17 protein-coding genes and 1 pseudogene are annotated in these 22,174 nt (G+C 65.5%); 11 read left to right on the top strand and 7 right to left on the bottom strand.

Annotation, left to right across the window (positions count from 1 at the left end; all coding sequences use genetic code 11):
- Positions 1 to 33 precede the first annotated feature (33 nt).
- Positions 34 to 660, bottom strand: coding sequence for a dihydrofolate reductase family protein (locus tag ACIBW7_RS15245; protein ID WP_397046837.1), 627 nt, complete (start codon positions 658 to 660; stop codon positions 34 to 36).
- Between the two features lie 694 nt (positions 661 to 1,354).
- Here ACIBW7_RS15245 and ACIBW7_RS15240 point away from each other — a divergent pair.
- The 5 genes and pseudogenes from ACIBW7_RS15240 to ACIBW7_RS15220 all read left to right on the top strand — a co-directional run.
- Positions 1,355 to 1,912 carry a class IV adenylate cyclase gene (locus ACIBW7_RS15240; protein ID WP_397046836.1) on the top strand — a complete coding sequence of 186 codons (558 nt, stop codon included), beginning with the start codon at positions 1,355 to 1,357 and terminating at the stop codon, positions 1,910 to 1,912.
- A 996-nt stretch (positions 1,913 to 2,908) separates the two neighbouring features.
- On the top strand, positions 2,909 to 3,814 hold the full coding sequence (locus tag ACIBW7_RS15235) for a hypothetical protein (protein WP_397046835.1): 906 nt from the start codon (positions 2,909 to 2,911) through the stop codon (positions 3,812 to 3,814).
- Positions 3,807 to 7,118 (top strand): CHAT domain-containing protein, encoded by a 3,312-nt coding sequence (locus tag ACIBW7_RS15230; protein ID WP_397046834.1) that lies wholly within the window; start codon positions 3,807 to 3,809, stop codon positions 7,116 to 7,118. Before ACIBW7_RS15235 ends, ACIBW7_RS15230 begins: the two co-directional genes overlap by 8 nt.
- A gap of 242 nt (positions 7,119 to 7,360) precedes the next feature.
- Entirely contained in the window at positions 7,361 to 9,142 is a 1,782-nt protein-coding gene (locus tag ACIBW7_RS15225) for an ABC transporter ATP-binding protein (protein WP_397046833.1), read from the top strand.
- Between the two features lie 618 nt (positions 9,143 to 9,760).
- Positions 9,761 to 10,099: pseudogene (locus tag ACIBW7_RS15220) on the top strand (transglycosylase family protein); the annotation flags it as partial.
- A gap of 287 nt (positions 10,100 to 10,386) precedes the next feature.
- Here the strand turns inward: ACIBW7_RS15220 and ACIBW7_RS15215 are convergent.
- On the bottom strand, positions 10,387 to 10,956 hold the full coding sequence (locus tag ACIBW7_RS15215; protein WP_397046832.1) for a hemerythrin domain-containing protein: 570 nt from the start codon (positions 10,954 to 10,956) through the stop codon (positions 10,387 to 10,389).
- Positions 10,957 to 11,288: 332 nt separating this feature from the next.
- Between ACIBW7_RS15215 and ACIBW7_RS15210 the strand changes: the two genes are divergently transcribed.
- The 4 genes from ACIBW7_RS15210 to ACIBW7_RS15195 all read left to right on the top strand — a co-directional run bounded on the left by ACIBW7_RS15210 (position 11,289) and on the right by ACIBW7_RS15195 (position 15,141).
- A complete protein-coding gene (locus tag ACIBW7_RS15210) occupies positions 11,289 to 11,936 on the top strand; it encodes a HEAT repeat domain-containing protein (RefSeq protein ID WP_397046831.1) in 648 nt (215 codons plus the stop codon).
- Positions 11,930 to 12,955, top strand: coding sequence for a MerR family transcriptional regulator (locus ACIBW7_RS15205; protein ID WP_397046830.1), 1,026 nt, complete (start codon positions 11,930 to 11,932; stop codon positions 12,953 to 12,955). Before ACIBW7_RS15210 ends, ACIBW7_RS15205 begins: the two co-directional genes overlap by 7 nt.
- A gap of 138 nt (positions 12,956 to 13,093) precedes the next feature.
- Positions 13,094 to 14,335 (top strand): glycosyltransferase family 2 protein, encoded by a 1,242-nt coding sequence (locus ACIBW7_RS15200; RefSeq protein WP_397046829.1) that lies wholly within the window; start codon positions 13,094 to 13,096, stop codon positions 14,333 to 14,335.
- Positions 14,332 to 15,141, top strand: coding sequence for a sulfotransferase family protein (locus tag ACIBW7_RS15195; protein WP_397046828.1), 810 nt, complete (start codon positions 14,332 to 14,334; stop codon positions 15,139 to 15,141). Before ACIBW7_RS15200 ends, ACIBW7_RS15195 begins: the two co-directional genes overlap by 4 nt.
- Before the next feature lie 144 nt (positions 15,142 to 15,285).
- On the opposite strand, the gene ACIBW7_RS15190 is transcribed toward ACIBW7_RS15195, so the two are convergent.
- Positions 15,286 to 15,888 carry a TetR/AcrR family transcriptional regulator gene (locus ACIBW7_RS15190; RefSeq protein WP_397046827.1) on the bottom strand — a complete coding sequence of 201 codons (603 nt, stop codon included), beginning with the start codon at positions 15,886 to 15,888 and terminating at the stop codon, positions 15,286 to 15,288.
- A gap of 26 nt (positions 15,889 to 15,914) precedes the next feature.
- Here ACIBW7_RS15190 and ACIBW7_RS15185 point away from each other — a divergent pair, with 26 nt between their 5' ends.
- The gene (locus ACIBW7_RS15185; RefSeq protein WP_397046826.1) at positions 15,915 to 16,772 is read left to right on the top strand and encodes an SDR family oxidoreductase; all 858 of its coding nucleotides are present in this window, start codon (positions 15,915 to 15,917) and stop codon (positions 16,770 to 16,772) included.
- On the opposite strand, the gene ACIBW7_RS15180 is transcribed toward ACIBW7_RS15185, so the two are convergent.
- From ACIBW7_RS15180 to ACIBW7_RS15170, 3 genes are read right to left on the bottom strand one after another with little or no spacing between them, the layout of a single operon-like run.
- Positions 16,701 to 17,135: an alpha/beta fold hydrolase gene (locus ACIBW7_RS15180; RefSeq protein WP_397047081.1), complete on the bottom strand. Its 435-nt coding sequence runs from the start codon at positions 17,133 to 17,135 to the stop codon at positions 16,701 to 16,703. The two genes, ACIBW7_RS15185 and ACIBW7_RS15180, sit on opposite strands and share 72 nt — an antisense overlap.
- On the bottom strand, positions 17,062 to 17,811 hold the full coding sequence (locus tag ACIBW7_RS15175) for a Mut7-C RNAse domain-containing protein (RefSeq protein WP_397046825.1): 750 nt from the start codon (positions 17,809 to 17,811) through the stop codon (positions 17,062 to 17,064). The genes ACIBW7_RS15180 and ACIBW7_RS15175 overlap by 74 nt, the downstream gene beginning before the upstream one ends.
- The gene (locus ACIBW7_RS15170) at positions 17,808 to 18,962 is read right to left on the bottom strand and encodes an FIST N-terminal domain-containing protein (protein ID WP_397046824.1); all 1,155 of its coding nucleotides are present in this window, start codon (positions 18,960 to 18,962) and stop codon (positions 17,808 to 17,810) included. Before ACIBW7_RS15170 ends, ACIBW7_RS15175 begins: the two co-directional genes overlap by 4 nt.
- Positions 18,963 to 19,295: 333 nt before the next feature.
- Here ACIBW7_RS15170 and hrpB point away from each other — a divergent pair, with 333 nt between their 5' ends.
- Positions 19,296 to 21,713, top strand: a complete 2,418-nt coding sequence (gene hrpB, locus ACIBW7_RS15165; protein WP_397046823.1) for an ATP-dependent helicase HrpB — start codon at positions 19,296 to 19,298, stop codon at positions 21,711 to 21,713.
- Here the strand turns inward: hrpB and ACIBW7_RS15160 are convergent.
- Positions 21,710 to 22,102 carry a DUF488 domain-containing protein gene (locus ACIBW7_RS15160; RefSeq protein ID WP_397046822.1) on the bottom strand — a complete coding sequence of 131 codons (393 nt, stop codon included), beginning with the start codon at positions 22,100 to 22,102 and terminating at the stop codon, positions 21,710 to 21,712. The two genes, hrpB and ACIBW7_RS15160, sit on opposite strands and share 4 nt — an antisense overlap.
- Positions 22,103 to 22,174 lie beyond the last annotated feature (72 nt).

The raw sequence follows: 22,174 nt of genomic DNA, 5'->3' as shown, positions 1-22,174 counted from the left end.
CTGACGGCCTGGCACGGCCATCGCCTCAGCCGGTTACATCTGGCCGTGGCGAACCGGGCCGGCTGGTTCGTAGGTGCCGAGGACGATGCCGAGATCGGTCACGGTGAGCTCGACCGGGCGCATCGTCGCCGGGAGGATGCCGTCGTTGAACAAGCGGCGACCGGAGCCGAGCACCAGTGGAAATGTCATCAGGCGGAAGCGGTCGACGAGTTCGTGCTGCAACAGCGTCTGGAGCAGTTTGCCGCTTCCCCAGATCTGCAGCTCGTCGCCGGGTTCGTCCTTGAGCGCCTGCACCGCCGCGACGATGTCGCCGGTCAGGAGGCGAGCGGTGCCGGGGTACTCGCCGCGCCACGCGGCAGCGGCCTCGCTGAGCGAGTTGGACACGACGTACTTGGGCAGCGAGTTGATCGCGGTGGCGATGGGGTTGCCGGGGTCGGTTTGATCAGGCCAGTAGCCGCGGAAGATGTCGAACGTTCTGCGACCGAACAGGAACGCGCTGGCGTGGCTGTTGAGCTCGGTGACGAACTCGCCGACTGCTTGGTCCGGGAAGGGGGCCTGCCAGCCGCCGTGGGTGAAGGCGTCGCTGGGATCTTCCTCGGGCCCGCCGGGGGCCTGCATCACGCCGTCGAGGGTCAGGAACGTCTGAACGGTGAGCTTCATATGAATGCAGACGGAGCGGCGCACTGATTCTGAGCGGTCTCAGGTCGAATCGCTGCCGGCCGAGTCGGAGCGCATCTCCTTCGTGCCGGTGACGGCGACTTGGTCGACGTGACCGGCGACCTCACCAGTTACGTTTCGGATTGCCCACTTGACTGTGCTTTCGCGCACGACCTTCTGTCCGTCTCTGCCGTATGGCAAGTGGGAGCTGGCCGACGATTCCCAGTACCGCGCACGGATCGAGCTTCGAGTTCGAGTTCATGTGGGGGCGTTGGGATTCGGTTCGTAGCGCGCTTTCCGATAGGTGTGAGATGGCGTTGTCGGGCACAGATCGACCTTCAGCCCGCCGCCCACGAACTGCCGTTGGTGAACATGCGGAATGCGTGTGACATATCGAAAATGGTGTGTTGCAACCGGATTCGAGAACCGACCGGTTGCTGTCACCGAACCGGTTTGTTCTGGTGCGGATTTCATGATGCCCGTCGAGGCCCGGCATGATCGGATCGAGCACTACACCACCCCCGAACAACTCGCGGTCCACTTCGCTACTGACACATGAAACGTGCTACTCACATTGCAGACCGGCCCGTTCATCGAATGCGCGCATGTCGGCCGGCCCCGTGACCACACGCACCGGATGTGCGTGCTCTTGGCGGCGAAGTACCCGAACGACCTACGAAAGGCGGATCCAGCCTCGATGAAGCATGAATACGAAGCCAAGTTCTTGGCAATCGACGTCGACGCCGTGCGCGCCGCGCTCACGGCCCTCGGCGCCACGCAGTTGTTCCCGCGAACACTATTGACCCGCAAAATATTCGATAACGACACGCTCGCCCGCGGCGCGTGGGTACGTCTGCGCAACGAGGGCTCCCGGTCAACACTCACTCTCAAGCAAGTCACCGATGCCAGCACCATCGACGGCACCACCGAGATCGAAACGACCGTCGGTGACTTGGACGCCATGGCCGAGATCCTGGCACACCTCGGCCTGCGCGAGGTCCGCTACCAGGAAAACTTCCGCGAGGAGTGGCAGCTGGGCGACGTAGTATTCGACCTCGATACGTGGCCAGATCTGCCGACGTTCTTGGAGATCGAGGGCCCGGACGAAGCGGCGGTCCGTCGCGCCGCGAACCTGCTGAGCCTCAACTATGCCGAGGCGCGCTTCGGCAGCGTCGATGAGATCTACAAGAGCGAAACCGGCCGCGACATCCTCATCGAGCCGACACTGCTGTTCAGCGTTACCCAAGAGTCCTAGCCTCGCCGATTGGGTCGTCAGGTTCGAATCCCTCGGTGATGTGGGTCCGGACGGCCTGGACCCTCACACCGGACGAATTCGCCTGGGAATGGGCCGAAACCGTACTCGACAAGTACCCGGACCCGATCAGCATCATCGAATAGGTCACTACCGGTGACGAATACGGCCAGCTCATCGCCCAGATCGGCGCCCGCTATCCACGCCGCGGCGACCCGGACCTCACCCGGACCGCTGCGAATGCTGGCCAACCCGACATCCGGATCGTGTGCAAAGGCCGATCGCACAAGCGAATCCGATCACTCGGCGCCGCTGTCGCCGATCTCGGCGTGATCCTGTTCCAAAAGCCAGGCGCAACACCAGATTTCGGTGGCGAAATCAAACTGGTCGTCACCCGGCGTCATAACCTCGGCGAACACATCGCGGCCGCCATGCCGCCCGCCATGCCGGTGCCGCCGGGGCGATGACCGGTTGCACACCACGAGTCCGGGGAGGTAGCCACCAGTTCCTGGCAGAACACCTCCACCGGTGTCCGACCGGTCGAAGAACGCATCCGGCTGCCACGAAACGCCGCGGGGCACTTACGTATCGAACGGTTTCTCGATGAACCACGACCGCATACGCCGTCGTACCTGAGCTGGATCAATATCCGCTCCGGGTGTTCATGTTGCCGTACGGATCCTGGCGAAATCCTATGTCGTGATTGGAGACTCGCGATGAAACGGAGTTGTGAGGGGTGCACAGGGCTCGAAACTCTGTTGCGCCTCGACAGACCCCCACGTCGTCATTGCAGGGTTGCCGAGCCTATCCGCCGTACTGAGAGCCGTCTGTGCACAACCACGACAGCCAGGCACTGAGTGCCACGGATTGGCAGACTGGGTGCGATTCGCGGCGAAACGAACAACGGGTCGTCGCCGTGCGGCATGCTGATTCTGGATGCCGGGATCAGATCACACATCGCGCAGGCCCGGACGATGACGGAAGGTGCACCCTCCCACCGTGAACGACTTCTCGCCTGTGATCGGCAGTTGGAAACCCGCCAGTATGGAGCCCGTGCTGCGCGCGATCGATGAGGTCGAGCTCGCGGACGCCATCGCGGGGTCTCCCAGTACCCGCAACGAAACCGTGTTCGCAAATCGGCGGTTTCTGTCTCGCAGCTGGCTGCACACCGCACATGCGTTTGGGCACATCGGAATTCGCAGTGGCGACGTGTCGGCGCCGCTGCCCATCCGGCATGCGGGCGACGTTGCCGCGGACCCCACGCTGCGGGGAGCGGCCGTCACGATCAGTCTCGACCGGCTGCGCGTCGCGGACTATCCCGGCCGGGGCGGCCACCACGTACTGTTCACGTTCCGCGCGGACCACCACGCCTCCGACGGCGAGGAGGTGTGCCACTTCAGTCTCGCCCAGCGGGTGCGTGAAGGTGAGCAAGCGGCCGTGCTCGGCTACCCGATCTTCACCGGGCTCCGAGTCGGTGGTGAGGGCATCTCCTTCCGTTGCTACACGGTCAATGTCAAGAACGACGATGACGAGGCGTTGATCGCGTGCCTCGACTCCGCGATGTTCCAGCGCGGCTTGGCGCTGGGGTCGGTTCTGCACCCGGCTGTCGGGCTGCTCGGTGAGATGTCGGTTGGCCTCACCAAGGCGCTCGCGCAACGCCGGAACAACGTGCCCGTGCAGGACTTTCATCTCGGCCTCGGCTTCAGCGGGGTGTCGACCCGTGCCGCGCTGGCCGAGGGGTCGTATGTGGCGGTGCAGATTCCGGAGACGGATGAGCTGGCCTGGGACTGGGGCGAGTGGCGTTTCTATCCCGCGACAGGGCAGATCGCACATCGTGAAGACAAGACGATGTTGTTGCCGTACAACTACATTGTCCTGGGCGTGAGCCGATCCGCTGATGGCTGACCTGCGCCTGACCGTGGCAGACGGAACCGTAACCGTCTCCTTCGGCGGCGTTGACGTCTCCGTGTCATGGACACCGCAGCTCAGTGCACGCGACCGCGCCAATCTGCGGTGGTACTTCGAGGACTATCTGGAGTATCCGACGCCGGCGGGCGAGGAGCTTACCGTCTCGATCGAGCATCGGATGCGCGAGCTCGGCAGGTCGTGGTTCGATGCGATCTTCGCGAGGGAGCCGGCCGAATCCTTGTGGCGCGCTGCGGAACCGTTGCTCGACGGCATGCGGGTCGAGATCGAGGACCGCACCCCGGAAGGCGATATGTTGCCTTGGGAACTTCTGCGCCTGCCGGACGGCTCGCCGCTTGCCCTGCGCGCAGCATCGTTTGTCCGGGTGCCGGTCATCGACAAGGTGACCGATGAAAGCAACGACGACAACCCGCTGCGTGTCCTGTTGGTGGTTGCACGTCCAGCGGGCAATGAGGACGTCCCGTTTCGCAGCGTTGCGCAACCGCTGGTGCGGTCATTGCGTCGCATGGGTGTCGAGGTCGAAGTCCTGCGGCCGCCGACCTTCCGGGCGCTGCGGGACAGGTTGGGGGCGGCGCACGCCGACGGCAGGCCACTCCAGGTGGTGCATTTCGACGGGCACGGACGGTATACCGACCTGGTACCCAGGCCAGTCGGCGCGACATCGCGGCCACGCGGCTACGTGGTATTCGAAGACCCGGGCGGGAACTCGGAGGGCCAATTGGTGCCGGGTGCGACACTCGGCAAGTTACTCGCGGCTACGGGGGTCCGTATCCTCGGACTCAACGCTTGCAGGTCCGCGCACGCCGCAGCCGAACGACCCGAGGACACCACGGCGGTGGTCGGGCCCACCGAGCACGAGAGGGAGTCCGCGGTCGCGGCCTTCCCGTCCTTTGCCAGCGAGGTCCTCGGTTGCGGCGTCCCCGGCGTGGTCGCCATGCACTACAACGTCTATGTCGCGACCGCGACCGCTGTGGTCGGCCGGGTTTACGAAGGTCTTGTCGCGGGCGGCACATTGGGGGAGTCGGTCTCGGCCGCTCGTCGTGGACTCGCCGACGAGCCAGTTCGCACGGTGCTGGGCCGGTCCCGATCATTCGCAGACTGGTCGGTCCCGCTCGTATTCGAAGCGCGGCCGGTGCGGTTCCTCCCCAGTGCTACGGCCGAACCCGCACCGGCGTGGCAGGTGGACGCAGCCGTACCGCCTCCACCTGCGGTCGGTGTCGTCGGTCGGGACGATGTTCTGCTCCGGCTGGATCGCGCGTTCGACGAACACCCCGTGGTCGTGTTGCATGGCCTGGCGGGCTCGGGAAAGTCCGTAGTAGCAGCCGAATTCGTGCGGTGGTATGCCGATACCGCGGGGGGACGCGGCGCTGTGCTGTGGTCGTCCTTCCGCCAACTGAAGAGCCCCGACGACCTGTTGGACAAGGCGGCCGCCGAGCTGCACGGCCTGCGCCCCGAACTGTGGGTGTGGGACAACGTGGAGACGGTGGCCGAGCCGGGACCGTACGCGGAACTCCTTGCGCGTCTGAGTGATTCAGGCGTCCGGCTCTTGCTCACTTCACGTCGCGAGGAGCACGACTGGCTCCCGGACGCCGCTCAGCTGTCGTTGCCGCCGCTTCGGTCCGAGGACCGGATCGGCCTCATCGCCGAGTTGCTGGCGGCACGGAGCGAACCGCTCACGGATGTGGGCCAGTGGCTGGAGGTCGCCGGCGCCAGCCGGGGAAATCCCATGATTCTCGAAGCGCTGGTCGACTGTACACTGTCCGGCCACCAGCAGGTTGTCGCTGGTGACCTGGTCGGCTCCCTGCGGTCGGCGCTGGGCAACGTCGATGACGAGGTGCTTCGTGTCCTGGCATTGTGTCAGGGCTTCACCGATCTCGCCCTCTTGCATTTTACGGGACTCGAGGAAATCCGTTGTCGCCCGGTACTGGAGCGGCTCAGCGCGATCGGTGCCGCGCAGCAGGTGACCGGCGGGGTGTGGATGCTGCATCCGGTCGTGTCAGACCTGGTCGAGCAGCGCGAAGACGATCTACGGGAACGGTACGTGTGGAGTGTCGCGGCGCTGGGCGAGAAGTACAACACGGACTGGCGCAGTCAGGGTGCCGTGGGTGCGGTCGGCTGGGCACGTGCACACGAGGACAACCTGTTGCACGCGTATCGGATCTGCGTCGAGGACGGGCAGTGGTTCGCGATGGTCGGCGTGCTGTCCGGACTCCGCGTGCTTTACGAGAGTGAGCACCGGTTCGGCACCTGGGATCGCATACTCGACGCTCTCCGCGACCACGTCATGCTCCCGGACACCGAGGAGCCCAGGCAGGGCCGGGAGAATCTGTGGGACGTCTATACGGAGTTGCTCGTGCAGCGGGGCATGCGCAACCGTGAACTCGGGCTGGCGTTCCGCCTCCAGCAACTGCGGATCAAACGTGATCTCGAATCGTTTTCCGACCTTCTCGAGGATCCGCCGGACTGGTCGCGTAATCCGCAGGCCAAGAACTTTCTCGACCGCTACGACGACCCGGCCGCACGCTCGCGGGCGCTTCAACTACTCCGGGCCGATCTCGTCCGGAGTCTCGGTGTCTCCTACGACGACCTGGGACAGATCCTCGCCGCGGCGGGCAGCCCCGGCTGCCTCGACGCCTACCACCGGGCGCTGGACTTCTTCGCCGGGATCGACGACGGACCAAGTATGGCACGCACCTTGGGCAAGATCTCCGACGCGCACTGCCGTCTGCCGGACATTCTGGACCTGGACATGGCCGAGCAAACCGCGCTCGAAAGCTACCGGTTGCGTGCGGAAAAGGACTTCCAAGGTCGCGCGAAAAGCTGCGGCCAGCTCGGCAATATCGCGTTGGCCAAGGCGAACCGACTACCTCCCGACGCCGCGGAGGAACGAAAGCCGTTGATACGCGATGCAGTCGGCTGGCTCGAACGCGCGCTCGCCGCGACTCCGCACTGGGCTCGAGCGGACACGGCCCCCGCCCACAACCAGCTCGGCATGTGCCTGCTCATGCTCGGCGACCTGGCAGAGGGCAGACGACACTATGTCCAAGCGATTGCGGACTACGAGGCCAGCGGTGACTTCTGGTATGCGGCGAGCTCAGCGGTGAACCTCGGTGCGGGCCTTCTGCAGTTCCAGCGGTACGACGAAGCCGCTGGATACGCGAAGGGCGCGCTCGAGTTCTTCCGCCGGATCGGTGATGAGGAACAGATCGTGCGTGCCGAAGGGCTGTTGCGCATCAGCATGATGATGAGCGAGAGGTTTCCCGTGGATGAGGCCCGAGGGTGAGGTCGCGCATCAGTGGCTTGACCGCTGAGTCGAAACCCGCGATCACTCGGTTGTGCCGAAATACGGCGACCAAGCCAGTCCCGTGCCCCGGTGCGGGAGACATCCCGTCACCCGGTGAGGGGGTGCACGTGTCGGAGAGTGGACCCAGCTCGCGCGCGGCGAATATTCGGTGGCCGTAATCCGCCTGGACGCGGGATCATTGCTCACCTGTGTCGCTCGTTCAATTCGAGACGAGGGGGAGCATGAGTTCACGCGCGACGGCGGTAAAGCTGGTGCTGCGTTTTTATGGCCGAGAAATGGCCTCTCGCAAGGCCACAACGATTCCGGCGCTGCTCGGGCCGGCGCTCGGCAATATCTGCAACCTGTACATCGCACCGCTGATCGTCGCCATGATGGTCGGCCGGGTCGCGGTGACCGGGGATACGAGTTTCGGGGCTCTGGCTTCGTACACCCTCGCCTTCGGCGGCGTCCTGCTGCTCGCGGAACTGTTGTGGCGCATCGGGATTCACTGCTTGAACCGTGTCGACGCCTACGGAATCGAGCACCTGTATGTCGTTGCCATGGACGAGTTGCTCGCCAAGGACGCGGCGTTCTTCCACAACAACTTCGCCGGTTCGCTGACGAAGCGCTCGGTCAGCTTCGCGGCTCGGTTCGAACAGTTCGTGGACACCCTCGCCTTCGAGATTCTGGCGGCCCTGGTCCCGCTTCTGTTCGCCTCGGTTGTGTTGTGGCGCTACAACCCCATGCTGGTCGCCGTGCTGATGGGGATGATCGTGGTGACCGCGCTGGTCATCTTGCCCTTGATCCAGCGCCGCCAGAAGCTGGTGGACGACCGAGAAGCCGCCATTGCGCTGGTTTCCGGGCATCTGGCCGACAGTTTGGCCAATATGCAGGTGGTGCGCGCCTTCGCTGCCGAACCACAGGAGGCTGCCGAGCATCGGCGGCGGGTGGCCTCGTCGCGGCGAAAGTCGTTGCGCTCCTGGGATTATGCGAACCTGCGGATAGATACGCTGGTGGCGCCGCTGGTGGCGCTCACCAACGTGATCGGCCTCCTGATCGCATTGGGTCTCAGCGGCGGGAATGCGGGGGTGGAGACCATTGTGGTGGCATTCACCTACTACTTCAACGCCACCGGGATCATGTTCCGGTTCAACCAGATCTACCGGCGGTTGGAGACCGTGCTCACCGAGGCGGCGCAGTTCACCGAACTGCTGCTGGACGAACCGAAGGTGCTCGATACCGAACATCCGGAACCACTGCGGCCCAAGGGTTTCGACGTGCGGTTCGAGAGAGTGAACTTCGCGTATGGCGGTGCGCGGCAGCTGTTTCACGAATTGGATCTGCACGTGCCCAGCGGCACCAAGGTAGGCCTGGTCGGGCGATCCGGTGGTGGCAAGACCACCATCACCCAACTACTTCTGCGGTTGATGGATATCCAGTCCGGAACCATACGCATCGGCGGGCAGGACATAGCGCGGACGCGGCAGGCGGATCTGCGCAGTTTGATCGCCTATGTGCCACAGGATCCGGCCATGTTTCACCGGACCCTCAGCGAGAACATCCGGTTCGCCCGCCCGAACGCCACGGACGAGGAGATCCTGCGGGCCGCCAAGGCCGCGCACGTCACCGAGTTCGCGGACGCCCTGCCGCAGGGTATGGAAACGCTCATCGGCGAGCGCGGCGTGAAACTGTCCGGGGGCCAGCGTCAGCGGGTCGCGCTGGCTCGGGCCATCATCCGAGACGCGCCCATCCTGCTCCTGGACGAGGCGACCAGCGCCCTCGACTCGGAAAGCGAATTGCTTGTGCAGCAAGCGCTCTGGGAGTTGATGCAAGGGCGTACGGCGCTGGTCGTCGCGCATCGGCTGAGCACTGTGGCCGGAATGGACCGGCTGGTGGTGCTCGACCAAGGCCGAATCGTCGAGGAGGGAACACATGAGGAGTTGCTCTCTGCGAAAGGAACATACGCGCAGCTGTGGCGGTACCAGTCGGGTGGATTCCTCGGCGAGGACGTGGTCGCCCATTGATCGGAGGATCGATCCCGCCGTAGGCACGTGGGTACTTCTCGGCCAGGTCATCGCCGGCTAAAGCGACCTGGTGGGTTTTCGACAATTCCTGAACTTGTTGTTCAACCCCTTGCCATTGCGGGATTTTATGGCCTATGCGGGTTTCCGACATCGCGATGAGTGGCGCGGACCCGTTTTCTGAGCCGGGTAGCCATCCGGAGCCGGGCGGCAGGTCTCGATACTCGAGCTGGTAGCGGGGTTTTCGGCAGTCGATCGACTACACGCACCGCTTCGGCGAGACCGCGCGTGCGGAACGCTGGAAAACGTGAGAAAAGTCAGCCATTGGCTGGATTCATGCAGGCCCAGGCGATCACACGCCATTGTGTTTCATGACCTCGGCATTACCGCGCTTGCACACCGTCATTCATCCGGTCGGTCGCCGCCGCTTTTCGACCGACCAAGGGCTGCCAATGGGTTCACGCACGACATGGGTTTGTATTTCGATGTGGACACGATATCGAGGACTGTCACTCGAGCTCACCGCGTCCAGCGCAGACTCGAACGGCCGCAAAAGATCCAGTGATCACCTTTCATGCTTGGACACCTGTATAGGTTTGCTGACTCGAAAGGAACTGCGATATGAGCGCTTTGGGCACCCCACTCAAAAAGATCGTCGCCACCAGCGCGATCATCGGCGGGGCAGGCATGGTATCCATTGGCCAGGCTTCCGCCGCTAGCGATCAGGAATGGGATAGCCTCGCCGCGTGTGAGTCGGGCGGTAATTGGAGTATCAACACTGGCAACGGGTTTCAGGGCGGTCTGCAGTTCTCGCCGGGCACATGGGCCGCATATGGCGGTGCCGCGTATGCGCAGACTGCCGATAAAGCCACCCGTGAGCAGCAGATCGCCGTCGCCGAGCACGTGCTCGCCGCTCAGGGCTGGGGCCCTTGGGCAGGATGTTCGGCAGCGCTCGGCCTCCGGTGAGGCAGCAGAGCTGTCCAGCGGATACGACCTAGCCATGAGAATGTCATCGTCCCGGGTCTCATGAACGCCGCCCGCTGCGGTGAACACCTCTCGCACAGCCACGTCGGTCAAGGGAACAGCGGCCACCCTTGCGAGTGATAGTCGGCATGACCGCGTACTGCGACGGCCCGAGATAACCTCGGCGCGTTGCTGTTCGGACGTCCCGCGCTCGCCGGTTCGGTCAGCGCGGAATGCGGCATGAGGCGATGTCGCGATACTGACGGCCGCGGCGGGTCTTCCGGTCAGTTCCGCTTCAGGGTGCCGACACTCAGCGAACCGCTCGCAGCGGTCCGCAGCTTCTTCTCTGCTTCGCGGATGTAGCTGACGGGATCCTTGTCCACGGGCTGGACACCGGCGTAGTTGCGCGCTTCGTAAGCGGCGAACGCGACGGCCAGCTGGTGGCGGCGCGCCAGCCCGGCCATGCGGCGAAAGTCGGTGAGGCCCTCGCGTTCTTCCTCGGCCATGTGATCGCTGTTGGCCGAGTTCGCCGCCGCGACGGCCGCGTACCAGTCCTCGGTGCCGACCTGATGATGCGCCACTTCGGCGATCGCATCCCTGATCTCGTTGTGGTCGTGGATAGCGTCGAGTGTCTCGTCCTCCACCCCGCCCGCGCGGCGGGCAGCGATACCCGCCTGCAGCAACTCGGGGTAGAAGATCTCCTCTTCCGCCTGCGCGTGCAGTTCGAGGAAGGCGGCCAGTCTGTCCCAGATCGCGGAAAGCGCACCGGTCTCCGCGCGATCGATCTGCTCCAGGATTGCGAACAGCCGCCGCTGTTCATGGTGGTCATCGAGGATCAGCTGGGTAATGTCCACAATTCCTCCCTGATACCGCACTTCAGGTCAGCACTGAACGCCAGACAGACTGCCTTTCGGCAGCTGGCATATCCCTTCGGGAGCCGACGATAACGCACCTCCGAGCCGCAACGCACCTGCGTGCCGCCCCGCTGCCCGCGTCCGCTGCACCATTCAGGGATCGAGCGCCCAGCGGCAGAGGAGTGCAGGCGACCGCTCGGGCCACCGATGCGATGGAGTACTGCGATGTCCACGGCTTGTTGCCCGTGCGCTTGACATTGTCACTGTGTGAAGGCCTTCACTGGCTGTCGGAGGTGGTCCCCATTAATTCGACACACAGGAATCCACAGGACATGCGACTGCTCGACGCGTTGGCGGCTAGGAACTCGTCGACGCGGCTCGAGGCGGCTCTGGCAGTCGGCACGCATCCCGAGCCCGGTTTCGTCGATGCGCTCATAGAGCGGTGCGCGATCGAGCCGGACTTCTTTGTGCGCGACATGCTCACGTGGGCGCTGACCCGTCTCCCGTCGGAGATCACGGTTCCGAAACTCCGCGCGGAACTCCGTTCCGAACGCGCACAGGCCCGGAGCCAAGCGCTGCACACGCTGTCCAAGATCGGGGACAGGGACGCATGGCCCGCAATCACGCGGTCATTGCTGCACGACGCCGACGACGAGGTCGCGCGGAGTGCATGGCGCGCTGCTGTCGTTCTCGTGCCCGACGGGGAGAAGCAAGGGCTGGCCGCGGAGCTGGCCACGCAATTCGGCCGCGGTGACCGGGAGGTACGACTGAGTCTGAGCCGCGCCCTCGTCGCGCTCGGCGACGTGGTCGAGCCGGTCCTGCAAAAGGCGCTGGCAAGTCACGACCCGACGGTGCGTGCGCATGCGAGCGCCACGGAGCGGCTACTGCGTGACCCGGATGCCGGATTCGACCTCGCCGTCGGTGCGGCGAGAAGGGTCGTCGCACTCGGTCCGGACCGGGAGGAGACAACTGCGTGCTGATCGGTGAGGTGGCGCGCCGCTCGGGGGTGAGCGCCCGGATGCTCAGGCACTACGACTCCCTCGGGCTGGTACGACCGACGGGCCGCACCGTGGGTGGCTACCGCGAATACTCTCCCGAAGATATCCGGCGGATCTTCCATGTGGAGGGGTTGCGGTCCCTGGGGCTGTCACTGAGCCAGATCGGACGCGCTCTCGACGGCCCCGGATTCACCCCGTCCGGACTGGTCGGCGACCTCATCCGAAAGACCGAAGAGCGACTGAACCGGGAGCGAGAACTCCTCGAGCGGCTCCGTACGGTCGATGCGGCCGAGCCCTCCGACTGGCAGGACGTCTTGCGCATCGTCGAGCTCCTGCACGGACTCGGTTCGCAGAATGCCGCCCGGCGGCAGCAGGCCGTCCTGGCTTCGGCCGAGGACATGTCGGTGCCCGCCGAGCTGCTGGCCGAGGCGGTCCTCACCGAATCCGATCCGAACGTTGCCGGGGCCCTGCGGTGGGCCCTCACCCGGGCGGGCGGTGACGGTGTGGCGAGCGTGGCAGCCGGCATGGTCTCGGCGGATGTAGACGTCCGGCGGCGCGCGGTCCTGGCGCTCGCCGAGCTACCGGGCGACGAGGCGACCGCGGTGCTCACGGAAGCGCTCGCGGACGCGGACACGACGGTCCGTAGACATGCTGCTCTCGCACTGGGTGCGCGGGGCGTGACCCGGGCTGTGCCGGAACTTGTCGGCACGGTGGTCGAGGGTCCGAACGATGTCGAGGCGGCCGAGCTCTTGGGAACGTTGGCGCGAGACGCGAAGTGGGCAGACCGGATCATGAGAGCGCTGGTCGACGAGTTCACCGCACACAAAGCGGACTCGGCGGTGCGGATACGACTGACCCAGGCACTCGCCGAGATGCCGGGAACCATCGCGCTGGATACCCTGCGGCAACTGGCTCACGACGATGATCGGGCCGTGGCCCTCATCGCGTCGGCGCTCGTGGAAACGCTCGAAGCACGGGACGACGAGCTAGGGCAGCCCTAGAACGACTCGCTCATCGGCATTTTCGTGCGTTCGTAGATGGCGGGCTCGGCGAGCTTCTTCGCGTCCGGCTCGGCGATTGGGCTCGGCGGCACCAGAACGACTTCGGGCGCCTTTGCCGAGTCGCCTGGCCTATCAGCAGTGCAGGATCAGAGCCAGCGCACTGATGTCTCGACCGCCGCCCGCGGCTGTAGTGCCCGGTCCGAGATCGTGTCACCATTACCTGTGCTTGAAGAAGCAACGGTCGGTGTGATCATTCCGGCGTACAACATGGCTGGCTGCCTCGACCGTGCGCTGTATTCGCTCGCGATGCAGACGCAGCCACCTCGAGAGGTGGTCGTCGTCGACGATGGTTCGCAGGATGCCACCTATGCGGTTGCGCACCGCTGGCGGGGCGTGCTCCCGATCAAAGTTGTCCGTCACGAACACAGGTGTGGGATCGGGGCAGCTCGCGCGACGGGGATAGCCCTGATGGATACCGAGCTGGTGGCGCAGTTGGATGCGGATGATTTCGTGACACCTGCTCACCTGGCCGCGCTACGTCGGACATACCTGGAACGCCCCGGGTTGATCAGCCCACGTGCGCTGCATTGGTATGGCGGATTGAAGTTGTGTGTCGACCGGATGCACGACGCGCACCCACGACCGGGGGTCGGTCACCTCGACCAGATCCTCATGCGCAACTACGTTTTGGTCGGTGCACTCTACAGTCGTCGGCTGTACGAGGACGTCGGCGGATATCGCGATCGGAAAATCACCTACGCGGAGGACTGGGATCTGTGGCTGCGGATGGTGAACGCAGGGGCACAGGTAGCCAAACCCGTCGAGCACACCTACGTATACCGGACCGGATTCCCCAGCTACAGCAACGGTCTGGACTGGGATGTGGCCGATGTCGAGGTGCTCGATCGGTTCCAGGCCGAACTCGAGTTCTTCGACGGCACTGCGCGCGAAGATCCGGCGCGATACCGGAGAATCACCAAGTTCGCCCTGCTGGGTCGCATGGGAAGACGGTATTTGGCGCGCGCCGCACCGGTCACGCTCGACTTCGCCGCCGCGGCAATGGCAAAGGCGGGCCTCGCCGGTGCTGGATCGTTGACCGCCGCGGCTCATGATCCTGATCTCGGGTTGCTCATTCTGACACGGAATGCAGACAACATCGACAGTCTCCTGCTGCTGTCCTCCGAAACGTCCGGAGTGCTGCTCCGAGCCGAATTGCAGGATCATGGAATGAAAGTCGTCCAAGTATCGGATGAATCCATCCGGGTTACCTACCCGGTCTTGGAACCGGTGGCAGCTGATGAGAAGTTCGATACCGTCTCGCGAAGTATCGCTACCGGTCGGCCGTGGGAAAACCTGCTCGATGATCGGACCATCTCATGAAAGGACCCGTCCGAGGCGAAGCCGACAATACTCTCGGGTCACGGCGGCGCGTTTTCGGCCTCGTCGATTCGGAAAGCCGATTCGTGCAGAGTCCTACGTTCATCCTATCCCTGATGAGATCTGGATCGACCCTGCTGAGATGCGTCCTCGATTCACATTCCGAAATATATTCTCCGCACGAGTTGCACCTCCGCTCTATCCACGTGGAAGCGATAGACGGCGCAAGGCTGTCGATCGATCGGCTCCACTTGGGACAACACGACCTGAAATTCATGCTCTGGGATCAACTCTTGTATCGACAACTGATGGCGAGCGGGAAGAGATTCCTGGTCGAAAAAACTCCGGGCAACATACTGATATACGAGCAGATACTGTCGTGCTGGCCCGATGCTAGATTCATCATTCTCTATAGAAATCCGGTCGACATCTGCCTCTCGTACTTGAACTCCGGAATCGCTTCCGAAGTCGAGGAAGCATGCGACTCGATATTGCAATGGTCGGAAGGATTGGAAGCGGCGGCGACGCATCCCGATTCGATAGAAGTCCGATACGAGAATCTTCTCGAAACGCCTGATCTCGTCTGCAGCGATTTATGTCGCTTTATCGGCGTCGATTATGAGCCGACGATGCTCGACTACGGAAATTACGATCATGGGGCTTACGAGCCCAACCTGGGGGACTGGCGGGACAAGATTCACAGCGGGCGCATCCAGCTGCCGAGCACTGACACCGCGGTCTACGACTTGCCGGTTTCCCTCGGCGAGCTGTCCAAGCGCTGGGGATATGGCGAGAACGATGACCGGTGAGACCCGGTAAACGATCCGCGGGCGTGATTCCAGATGAGTTGGGATGGGCCCGGTTATCCGGCTGAACGTTGTGCGTCGGCAATGACGAGCTGATGGCATTCGGTCAGCCGCTCAACGTCATGAGCACGCCCGGGCGCATGCGTCTCAGGGGCGGTGGGCGCGCAGACCGTCGACGAGGATCGACAGCAACCGCGGCCCTCGTGCGTCGAGTTCGGCGTCGTCCAGCCGCGACAACCAGCTGATGAGCACGATGACGTCGCGGGCTTCGGCATCGGCGCGGACGCTGCCGGTCGAGCGGCCGGCGGCCAGTAGCAGTTCTACGGCCTCACCGATCGGGCCGAGGCTGTGAGCGACGAGGTCGCGCCATGTCGCCGCCTCGACGGCGGCGAACACATCGCGCTTGACCCGGGCGTAGGCGGCCACCCGGTCGAACCACGCCGCCAACGCATCCAGCGGCTGGTGAGTTGCCAGCAGTCGCGGAGCCGCGGCGACCAGGTCGTCCACATCACGGCGGTACACCTCGGCGAGGAGGTCCTCTCGTGTCGGGAAGTGCCGGTACAGCGTGCCCTGCCCGATGCCGCAGGCCTTCGCGACCGCGTTGAGCTTCAGCTCTCCCGGCTCGTGCACCAGATCGCGTGCCGCTTGGAGGATTCGTTCGCGGTTGCGCTGTGCATCCGCACGCCGCGTTCCGCCGCTCTCGACAGAAGCGGACAGGTGTCCGCTAAGGTCGTCGGTATAACCGGACATGTGTCCATTCTAGGCGGAGGATCTTCATGACCATCCACGGCAAGGTTGTCGCCATTACCGGCGCCAGCAGCGGAATCGGTGAAGCGACAGCTCGCCACCTCGCCTCACTCGGTGCGGCCGTCGTACTCGGTGCCCGCCGCACCGAACGGCTGGAACGACTGGTTGCCGAGATCGAAGCCGCTGGTGGCGAGGCGGTCGCCAGGCGCGTGGACGTCACCGATCCCGACGACCTCCAGTCGCTCGTCACCCTCGCCGTCGAGCGCTTCGGCCGTCTGGACGTCTTGGTGGGCAACGCCGGGATCAGCAGGATCGGCCCCGTTGCCGATCTCGACGTCGAGGGTTGGTCCGCGATGGTCGATGTGAATGTCAAGGGGATTCTGCACGGGATCGCCGCGGCCCTGCCGGTGTTCCGCCGTCAGGGCAATGGTCACCTCGTCACCGTCGTGTCGACCTCCGGTCTGAAGATCGTCCCCACCCAGGCGGTGTACGCCGGGACGAAGAACGCGGTACGCACCCTCTTGGAGGGCCTGCGGCAGGAGAGCACCGACGGGGTTCTGCGGACGACGTCGATCTCCCCTGGCTACGTCCGCACCGAGCTCATCGACAACGCCGTCGACGATCCGGCCGAGCGCGAGCAGGCCAGCCGCGGCCGTGTCGGGCGGCCTGGCGGCCGGGTGTTGCACGGCATTTCCGTGCGTTGTCTCGGAGCGGCTTTCGACGCCCGTGCGTTCAGTGCCGCCTCGATCCCCGCGCGAGCGGGCGCCATGTCCCGCCGCGGTTCCCGCCATCACGATCACGGCGCTCGGTCCGCCTCAGGAGACGTGGATTCCGGTGAAGGACAACAGGATTTCGGCGGTTCGGGTGGGATCCTCGACCAGGGGTGAGTGGCCGACGCCCGGCATGGTTACCACCGTCGCGCCGGGAACGGTGCGGTATTCGGCGGTGGAGGTAGCGAAGCGCCACCGGCGATCCTGTTCACCGAAGATCACCAGCAGGGGTTTGCCGAGGGCGGTCAGCCGGTCCGGGAGGGTCCGCTGGTTCAGGTAGTCGCTGCTGGCCGCCGCGGTCGCGGTGCGGGCGTGGTATGTCATCTCGCTCAGGTCGTCGACGAACTGCTGCGGGATCGGGAAATCGTCGTGGCGAAGGCGCTTCGCGCCGGGTTGCGAGGTGGGGTCAGGATTGGTGCAGGCTGGTGCGGATCGCGTCCACGGTGGCGTCGAGCCGGACCTGGTGCGATCCCTCCCAATAGATCCGCCCGCAGCCGCGGCACTTCCGAAACGCCTCGTAATGGCGGCGGGTGAGCGGTTGCAGCCGATCTTCGACCTCGGCTTTGGCGACCGCGACAACAGCGCCACCGCAGCGCAGGCAGCGGGTGAACGGCGCCAAGTGCTCGACGAGATCCAACCGTCGGATCACCTCGACGATCTGATCGACCGGCTGGTCCGATCTGATGTACACGCCGTGAGTTACGTTGCGCCGCTTCAGCAGTCCACGGTCGCGGGTGAGCAGGATCCGGTGCTCGGCCGCCGACAGTTCGGCGAGTGCGGCGTCGTCGGCGTCCCATCGACAGTGCACATCCAGGCCCATCAGCCGCATCAGCTTGGCGAGGCCACCGAGATTGACGTCGGCGACGAAGCGCGGCTCGCGCAGTGGGTGTGGGCGCACCCTGGTAACCCGGCCGATGTCCAGGGTCTCGAATACGGGATAGGCGGTGATCCGATCGCCTTCGCGGGGGCGCAGGCCGAAGGTGACCGGTTGACCGTTGACCAGAACCAGGTCGACCTCGGTGTGCGGGATGCCGGCCGCCTCGATGACGTCCTTCACGCTCTGGTGCGGACGGAACGGTCGACGCAGCACCGCGTACCGCTCGCCGGGCCGTAGGAAATCGTTCAGCTCGGCGTAGACCCGCAGGTCGACGCTCATTCGACGAATACCGCCATCGCTGCCGTGAATCCGTGCAACGCATTGCGCCCGGCGATGGGACCGATCTCGCCGGCGGCGAAGATGCCCGCGAGCGGTATGCCGTCGAGCAAGTCCTCGATCAGGGCGGCGTCGTGGTTCGCGACCCCGAACATCCGGCGACCCCGTCCGTTGCAGGTGAACAGCAACGCACCCGCCGGGTGTCCTGGCAGGTCCGAACCCGCTCGGACGAGGGCCGCACGCAGATCTTCGTCCGCCCCGACCGCGTCGCGGACCTGGAACTGCACGGTCGTGCCGACCTCGACGAGCTCGCCGATCTCGAGCGCGCCGCTCGACGGGTCGGCACCGAGGAGGCCACGGATCAGGAAATCGCCCTGCCCGGGTACTGCCAGATGCTCGTCGACCACGATGCCGATCTGCAACCCGTGTGTCACCAGTTCCTGCTGGTCGGGTGGCAGCACCTCGACGATCTCGCGCAACCGCACGATCGGCGGTCGGCCGCCCAATTCGGTGATCAGCGCGCCACGCGCGCCGGTGACGATATACGGATACCCGATCGGTCGGCAGCCCTGCGACACGATGGGGACACCGTGCAGTCCGGGAACTCGCACGCCGACCGCGCCGGAGGTCACCACATCGTGGTCGCAGAACAACCGGCAGCCGCCCGGTCCCCCCGCGCCGCTCACCAGCCCGCCCATCACCGTGGTGCCTGGCAGATCGGTATTCAGGTGCTCGAGCAGAATGTCGGCGGGGAACGAGAACGGGTCCGGCAGCAGCAGGTGGAAGTCGCGTGCGGTGGTGTCGAAGCGGTAGCCCGCGAGTAGCCCTCCGGTCGCCGTGCGGACGAAGTCGAGCTGGAAGGTCTCGGCGGCGGGCAATCCGGATGCCAGCCATACCGCCACCGCGGGCTCGTCCTCGATCTCACGGCGACCGGCTACGATCGCCTGCGCCACGCATCCGACGAGTGCGGGCACCTGGACCGTCTGGTGGACTCCGGCGAGTACCGCCGAGGCATCGTCGGTATGTGCTCGGGATGCCAGCAGCACAGCAAGCGACGGCGTCTCACCCGCGATCTGATCGCAGGCGTGCGCTGCGGCTTCTGCTCCTGCCTGCCACGCTCCCGGCGCGGTGGAGAGCCCTACTCCGATCCGCACATCTCTATCGTAGCGAACCCCTATGTGAGCGCGGGTAGTGTTGCTGCACAAGGCATTTCAGCGGATTCCGGCCAAAAACACGCCGTCGGGGCGGTGGGTGTGGGCATCGGTAGAGGATCCAGCTCGGCCTCATGTGGTCCAAGGGCGCCGTAATCCCAGCACAACACGTTGTAGGCGCGTATTTGGTCATCGGGTTCTCGTCAGCGCAGGTGCTTGCGTCGAGAATTTCCGGTTCCCGGTCGGGTCGGCCCGCACCGATGTCAGCGTGGCACCGACCGCGCGCCCACGGGGTGAGGTTCAGGTTCTTCGTGCCGGACTGCAGACTGGTTGGCAATGAAACTGCCCGAGCTTCCTGATCTGCCCGTGCGTGGCGCGCTCGACCGCATTGTCGCGACATTGACCGAGCGCGGCGCCGCCGTATTGGTCGCGCCTCCGGGAACCGGGAAGACGACATTGGTGCCGCTGGCGTTGGAGACTGCCGGGCGCGTGGTGGTGGCCGAGCCTCGCCGTTTGGCGGCGCGAGCGGCGGCGGGGCGGATGGCCGCGCTGCTGGGTGAGTCGGTAGGGGAGACGGTCGGGTATTCGATCCGGGGAGATCGGCGGGTCAGTGCCCGGACCCGGATCGAGGTCGTCACATCCGGGTTGCTGGTGCGGCGGTTGCAGGGCGATCCCGAGTTGGCGGGCGCGGATGTCGTGGTTCTCGACGAATGTCATGAGCGGCATCTCGACGCGGACCTGCTGTTGGCGTTGCTGCTGGATGCGCGGGCCGGCTTGCGGCCGGATCTGCGGGTGCTCGCTACATCGGCAACTGTTGCGGCCGAACGTCTTTCGGTGCTGCTGGGTAGTGCGCCGGTGTTGCAGGTACGGGGGCGGGCCCACCCGGTGGAGACGACGTATGTTCCGTCGTTGCCGCGGGAACGGAGCGAAGCGCAGGTGGCCCGCGCCACGCGGGCGGCGCTCGTCGGGGCCGACGGCGATGTGCTCGTCTTCCTACCCGGAGCGGCCGAAATCCGCCGGACCATGGATCTTTTGGCCGATGCGGACGTGGATCTGGTTCCGTTGCACGGCAGGCTTTCCGCTGCCGGGCAGGATATCGCGTTGCGTCCGGGCCCGCGGCGGCGCGTCGTGTTGTCCACCGCGGTGGCTGAATCGAGTTTGACGGTGCCGGGGGTACGCGCCGTGGTGGATTCGGGACTGGCTCGGGTGCCGCGCATCGATCGGGGACGTGGGTTGTCCGGCCTTGCGACAGTACGGGTTTCGGCTGCCGTCGCCGAGCAACGGGCTGGGCGCGCGGGACGCGAGGCTCCGGGAAAGGTGTGGCGCTGCTGGCCGGAGTACGAGAACGGCACCCTGCCTGCCTACCCGGAGCCGGAGATTCGCACGGCGGATCTGACGCGTCTCGCATTGGAGCTCGCGTGTTGGGGCACACCCGATGGCCATGGCCTCGCGTGGTGGGACGCACCGCCGCAGGGCGGGTTGGCAGCCGGCCGAGATGTGTTGCGCGCGTTAGGAGCCGTGACCGGAGCGGGGGAGGTCACTGAGCGCGGGCGACACATGGCACGAGTCGGACTGCATCCCCGATTGGCGCGGGCGCTGCTCGACGGTGCCGCCGAGGTCGGCACCCGGGCGGCGGCGGAAGTTGTCGCGGTCCTCGACGATGACACCCTCGTGTCCGGCGTCGATCTCGTGGCCGGTCTGCGCGCGTTGCGGCGTGCGCGGCCACCGCGCTGGCGGCGGGAGGTCGAGCGTCTGTCGCGATTGGTCGACGCGACAGATGGCGACGACGATCCGGCTTTCGTTGTCGCACTGGCACATCCGGAACGGCTGGCACGGCGACGTAATCCCGGCTCGGCGAGCTATCTGATGGCGGGTGGCACGGCGGTGACCCTGCCGCCGGGTTCCGGATTGGGTGATGCGGAATGGCTGGCGGTCGCGGTGGCGACACGCGATCCGGGTCGTTCCGACGGGCGGATCCGGTCGGCCGCGGTCGCCGACGAAAAGCTCGCTCGCCGTGCGGCATCGAGCCTGTTGGAGATCACGGACGAGGTGGATTGGGTCGACGGTGACGTGGTTGCCCGGCGGGTCGAGCGATTGGGCGCGATCGTATTGTCGGAGCGGCAGATTCGTGATCCCGATCGCCAATTGCTGAGCGCGGCAGTGCGACGCGGCCTGAATTCGACCGGACTCACTCTGCTGCACTGGGATTCCGACGCGGTCGCACTCCGGCAGCGCCTCGACTTCCTGCACCGCACACTCGGCGCCCCCTGGCCGCCGGTCGACGACGAATCACTGCTGGCCGACGCCGACGCCTGGCTCGGCCCCGAACTCGCGACGGCGCGGCGCGGCGCGGACCTCGAACGCATCGACGCGGGACAGGCATTGCGTCGCCTGCTGCCGTGGCCCGATGCCGCGCGCATGGACGAACTCGCGCCGGAGCGCCTGCCAGTGCCCTCCGGCAGTCGCGTCCGTCTCGACTACTCGACCGACCCGCCGGTGCTCGCGGTCAAGGTGCAGGAGGTCTTCGGCTGGACGCGGACACCGTCGCTGGCCGATGGGCAAGTGCCGATCGTGTTGCACCTGCTCTCACCCGCTCAACGCCCCGTCGCGATCACTGCGGACCTGGCGTCGTTCTGGCGCACCGGCTGGCCGCAAGTCCGCAGCGACCTGCGCGGTCGCTACCCCAAGCACGCATGGCCGGAGGATCCCACCAGCGTGCCCGCTCACCGCGGCACCGCCCGGAACGCCGGCTAGGTATCGACCCGTCGGTCCGGCGAATTCGCCTCTCCCGCAATCCAGTTCGCGAGGACAGCGGCCTGGCTGTGGTCGACGTCGCGGGTGGCGGTCAACAAGGTCACCGGATGTTCGCGGGCGATCTCCCGCAGCTGCGCGACGGCCTCACGGTGCCGGGTATCGCGCAGTTCCGCTAGATATCGGCGACGGAATTCGGCGAAGCGCTCGGGCTGGTGCCCATACCACTTGCGCAGTTCGGTCGACGGTGCGATGTCGCGCATCCACTCGTCCAGGTGTGCGGCCTCCTTGCGGATCCCGCGCGGCCAGACCCGATCGACGAGCACGCGGGTGCCGTCCGACGGAATCGGCGCTTCATAGATTCTCCGGTAGGTGACGTGCTGGCTCATCATGCTCCCGTCCTGAGCTGGTCACTTCTCCTCGCGTGGAGCTCTAGAGGTAGCTCCCATGTTAGGCCGCCAGCA

Origin of the sequence: Nocardia sp. NPDC049526 (assembly GCF_044465765.1) — a bacterium.
In the GTDB taxonomy this organism is placed as follows: Bacteria; Actinomycetota; Actinomycetes; order Mycobacteriales; family Mycobacteriaceae; genus Nocardia.
Note: the sequence above shows the minus strand (reverse complement) of the source record. Positions and strands in the feature narration are given on the sequence as shown.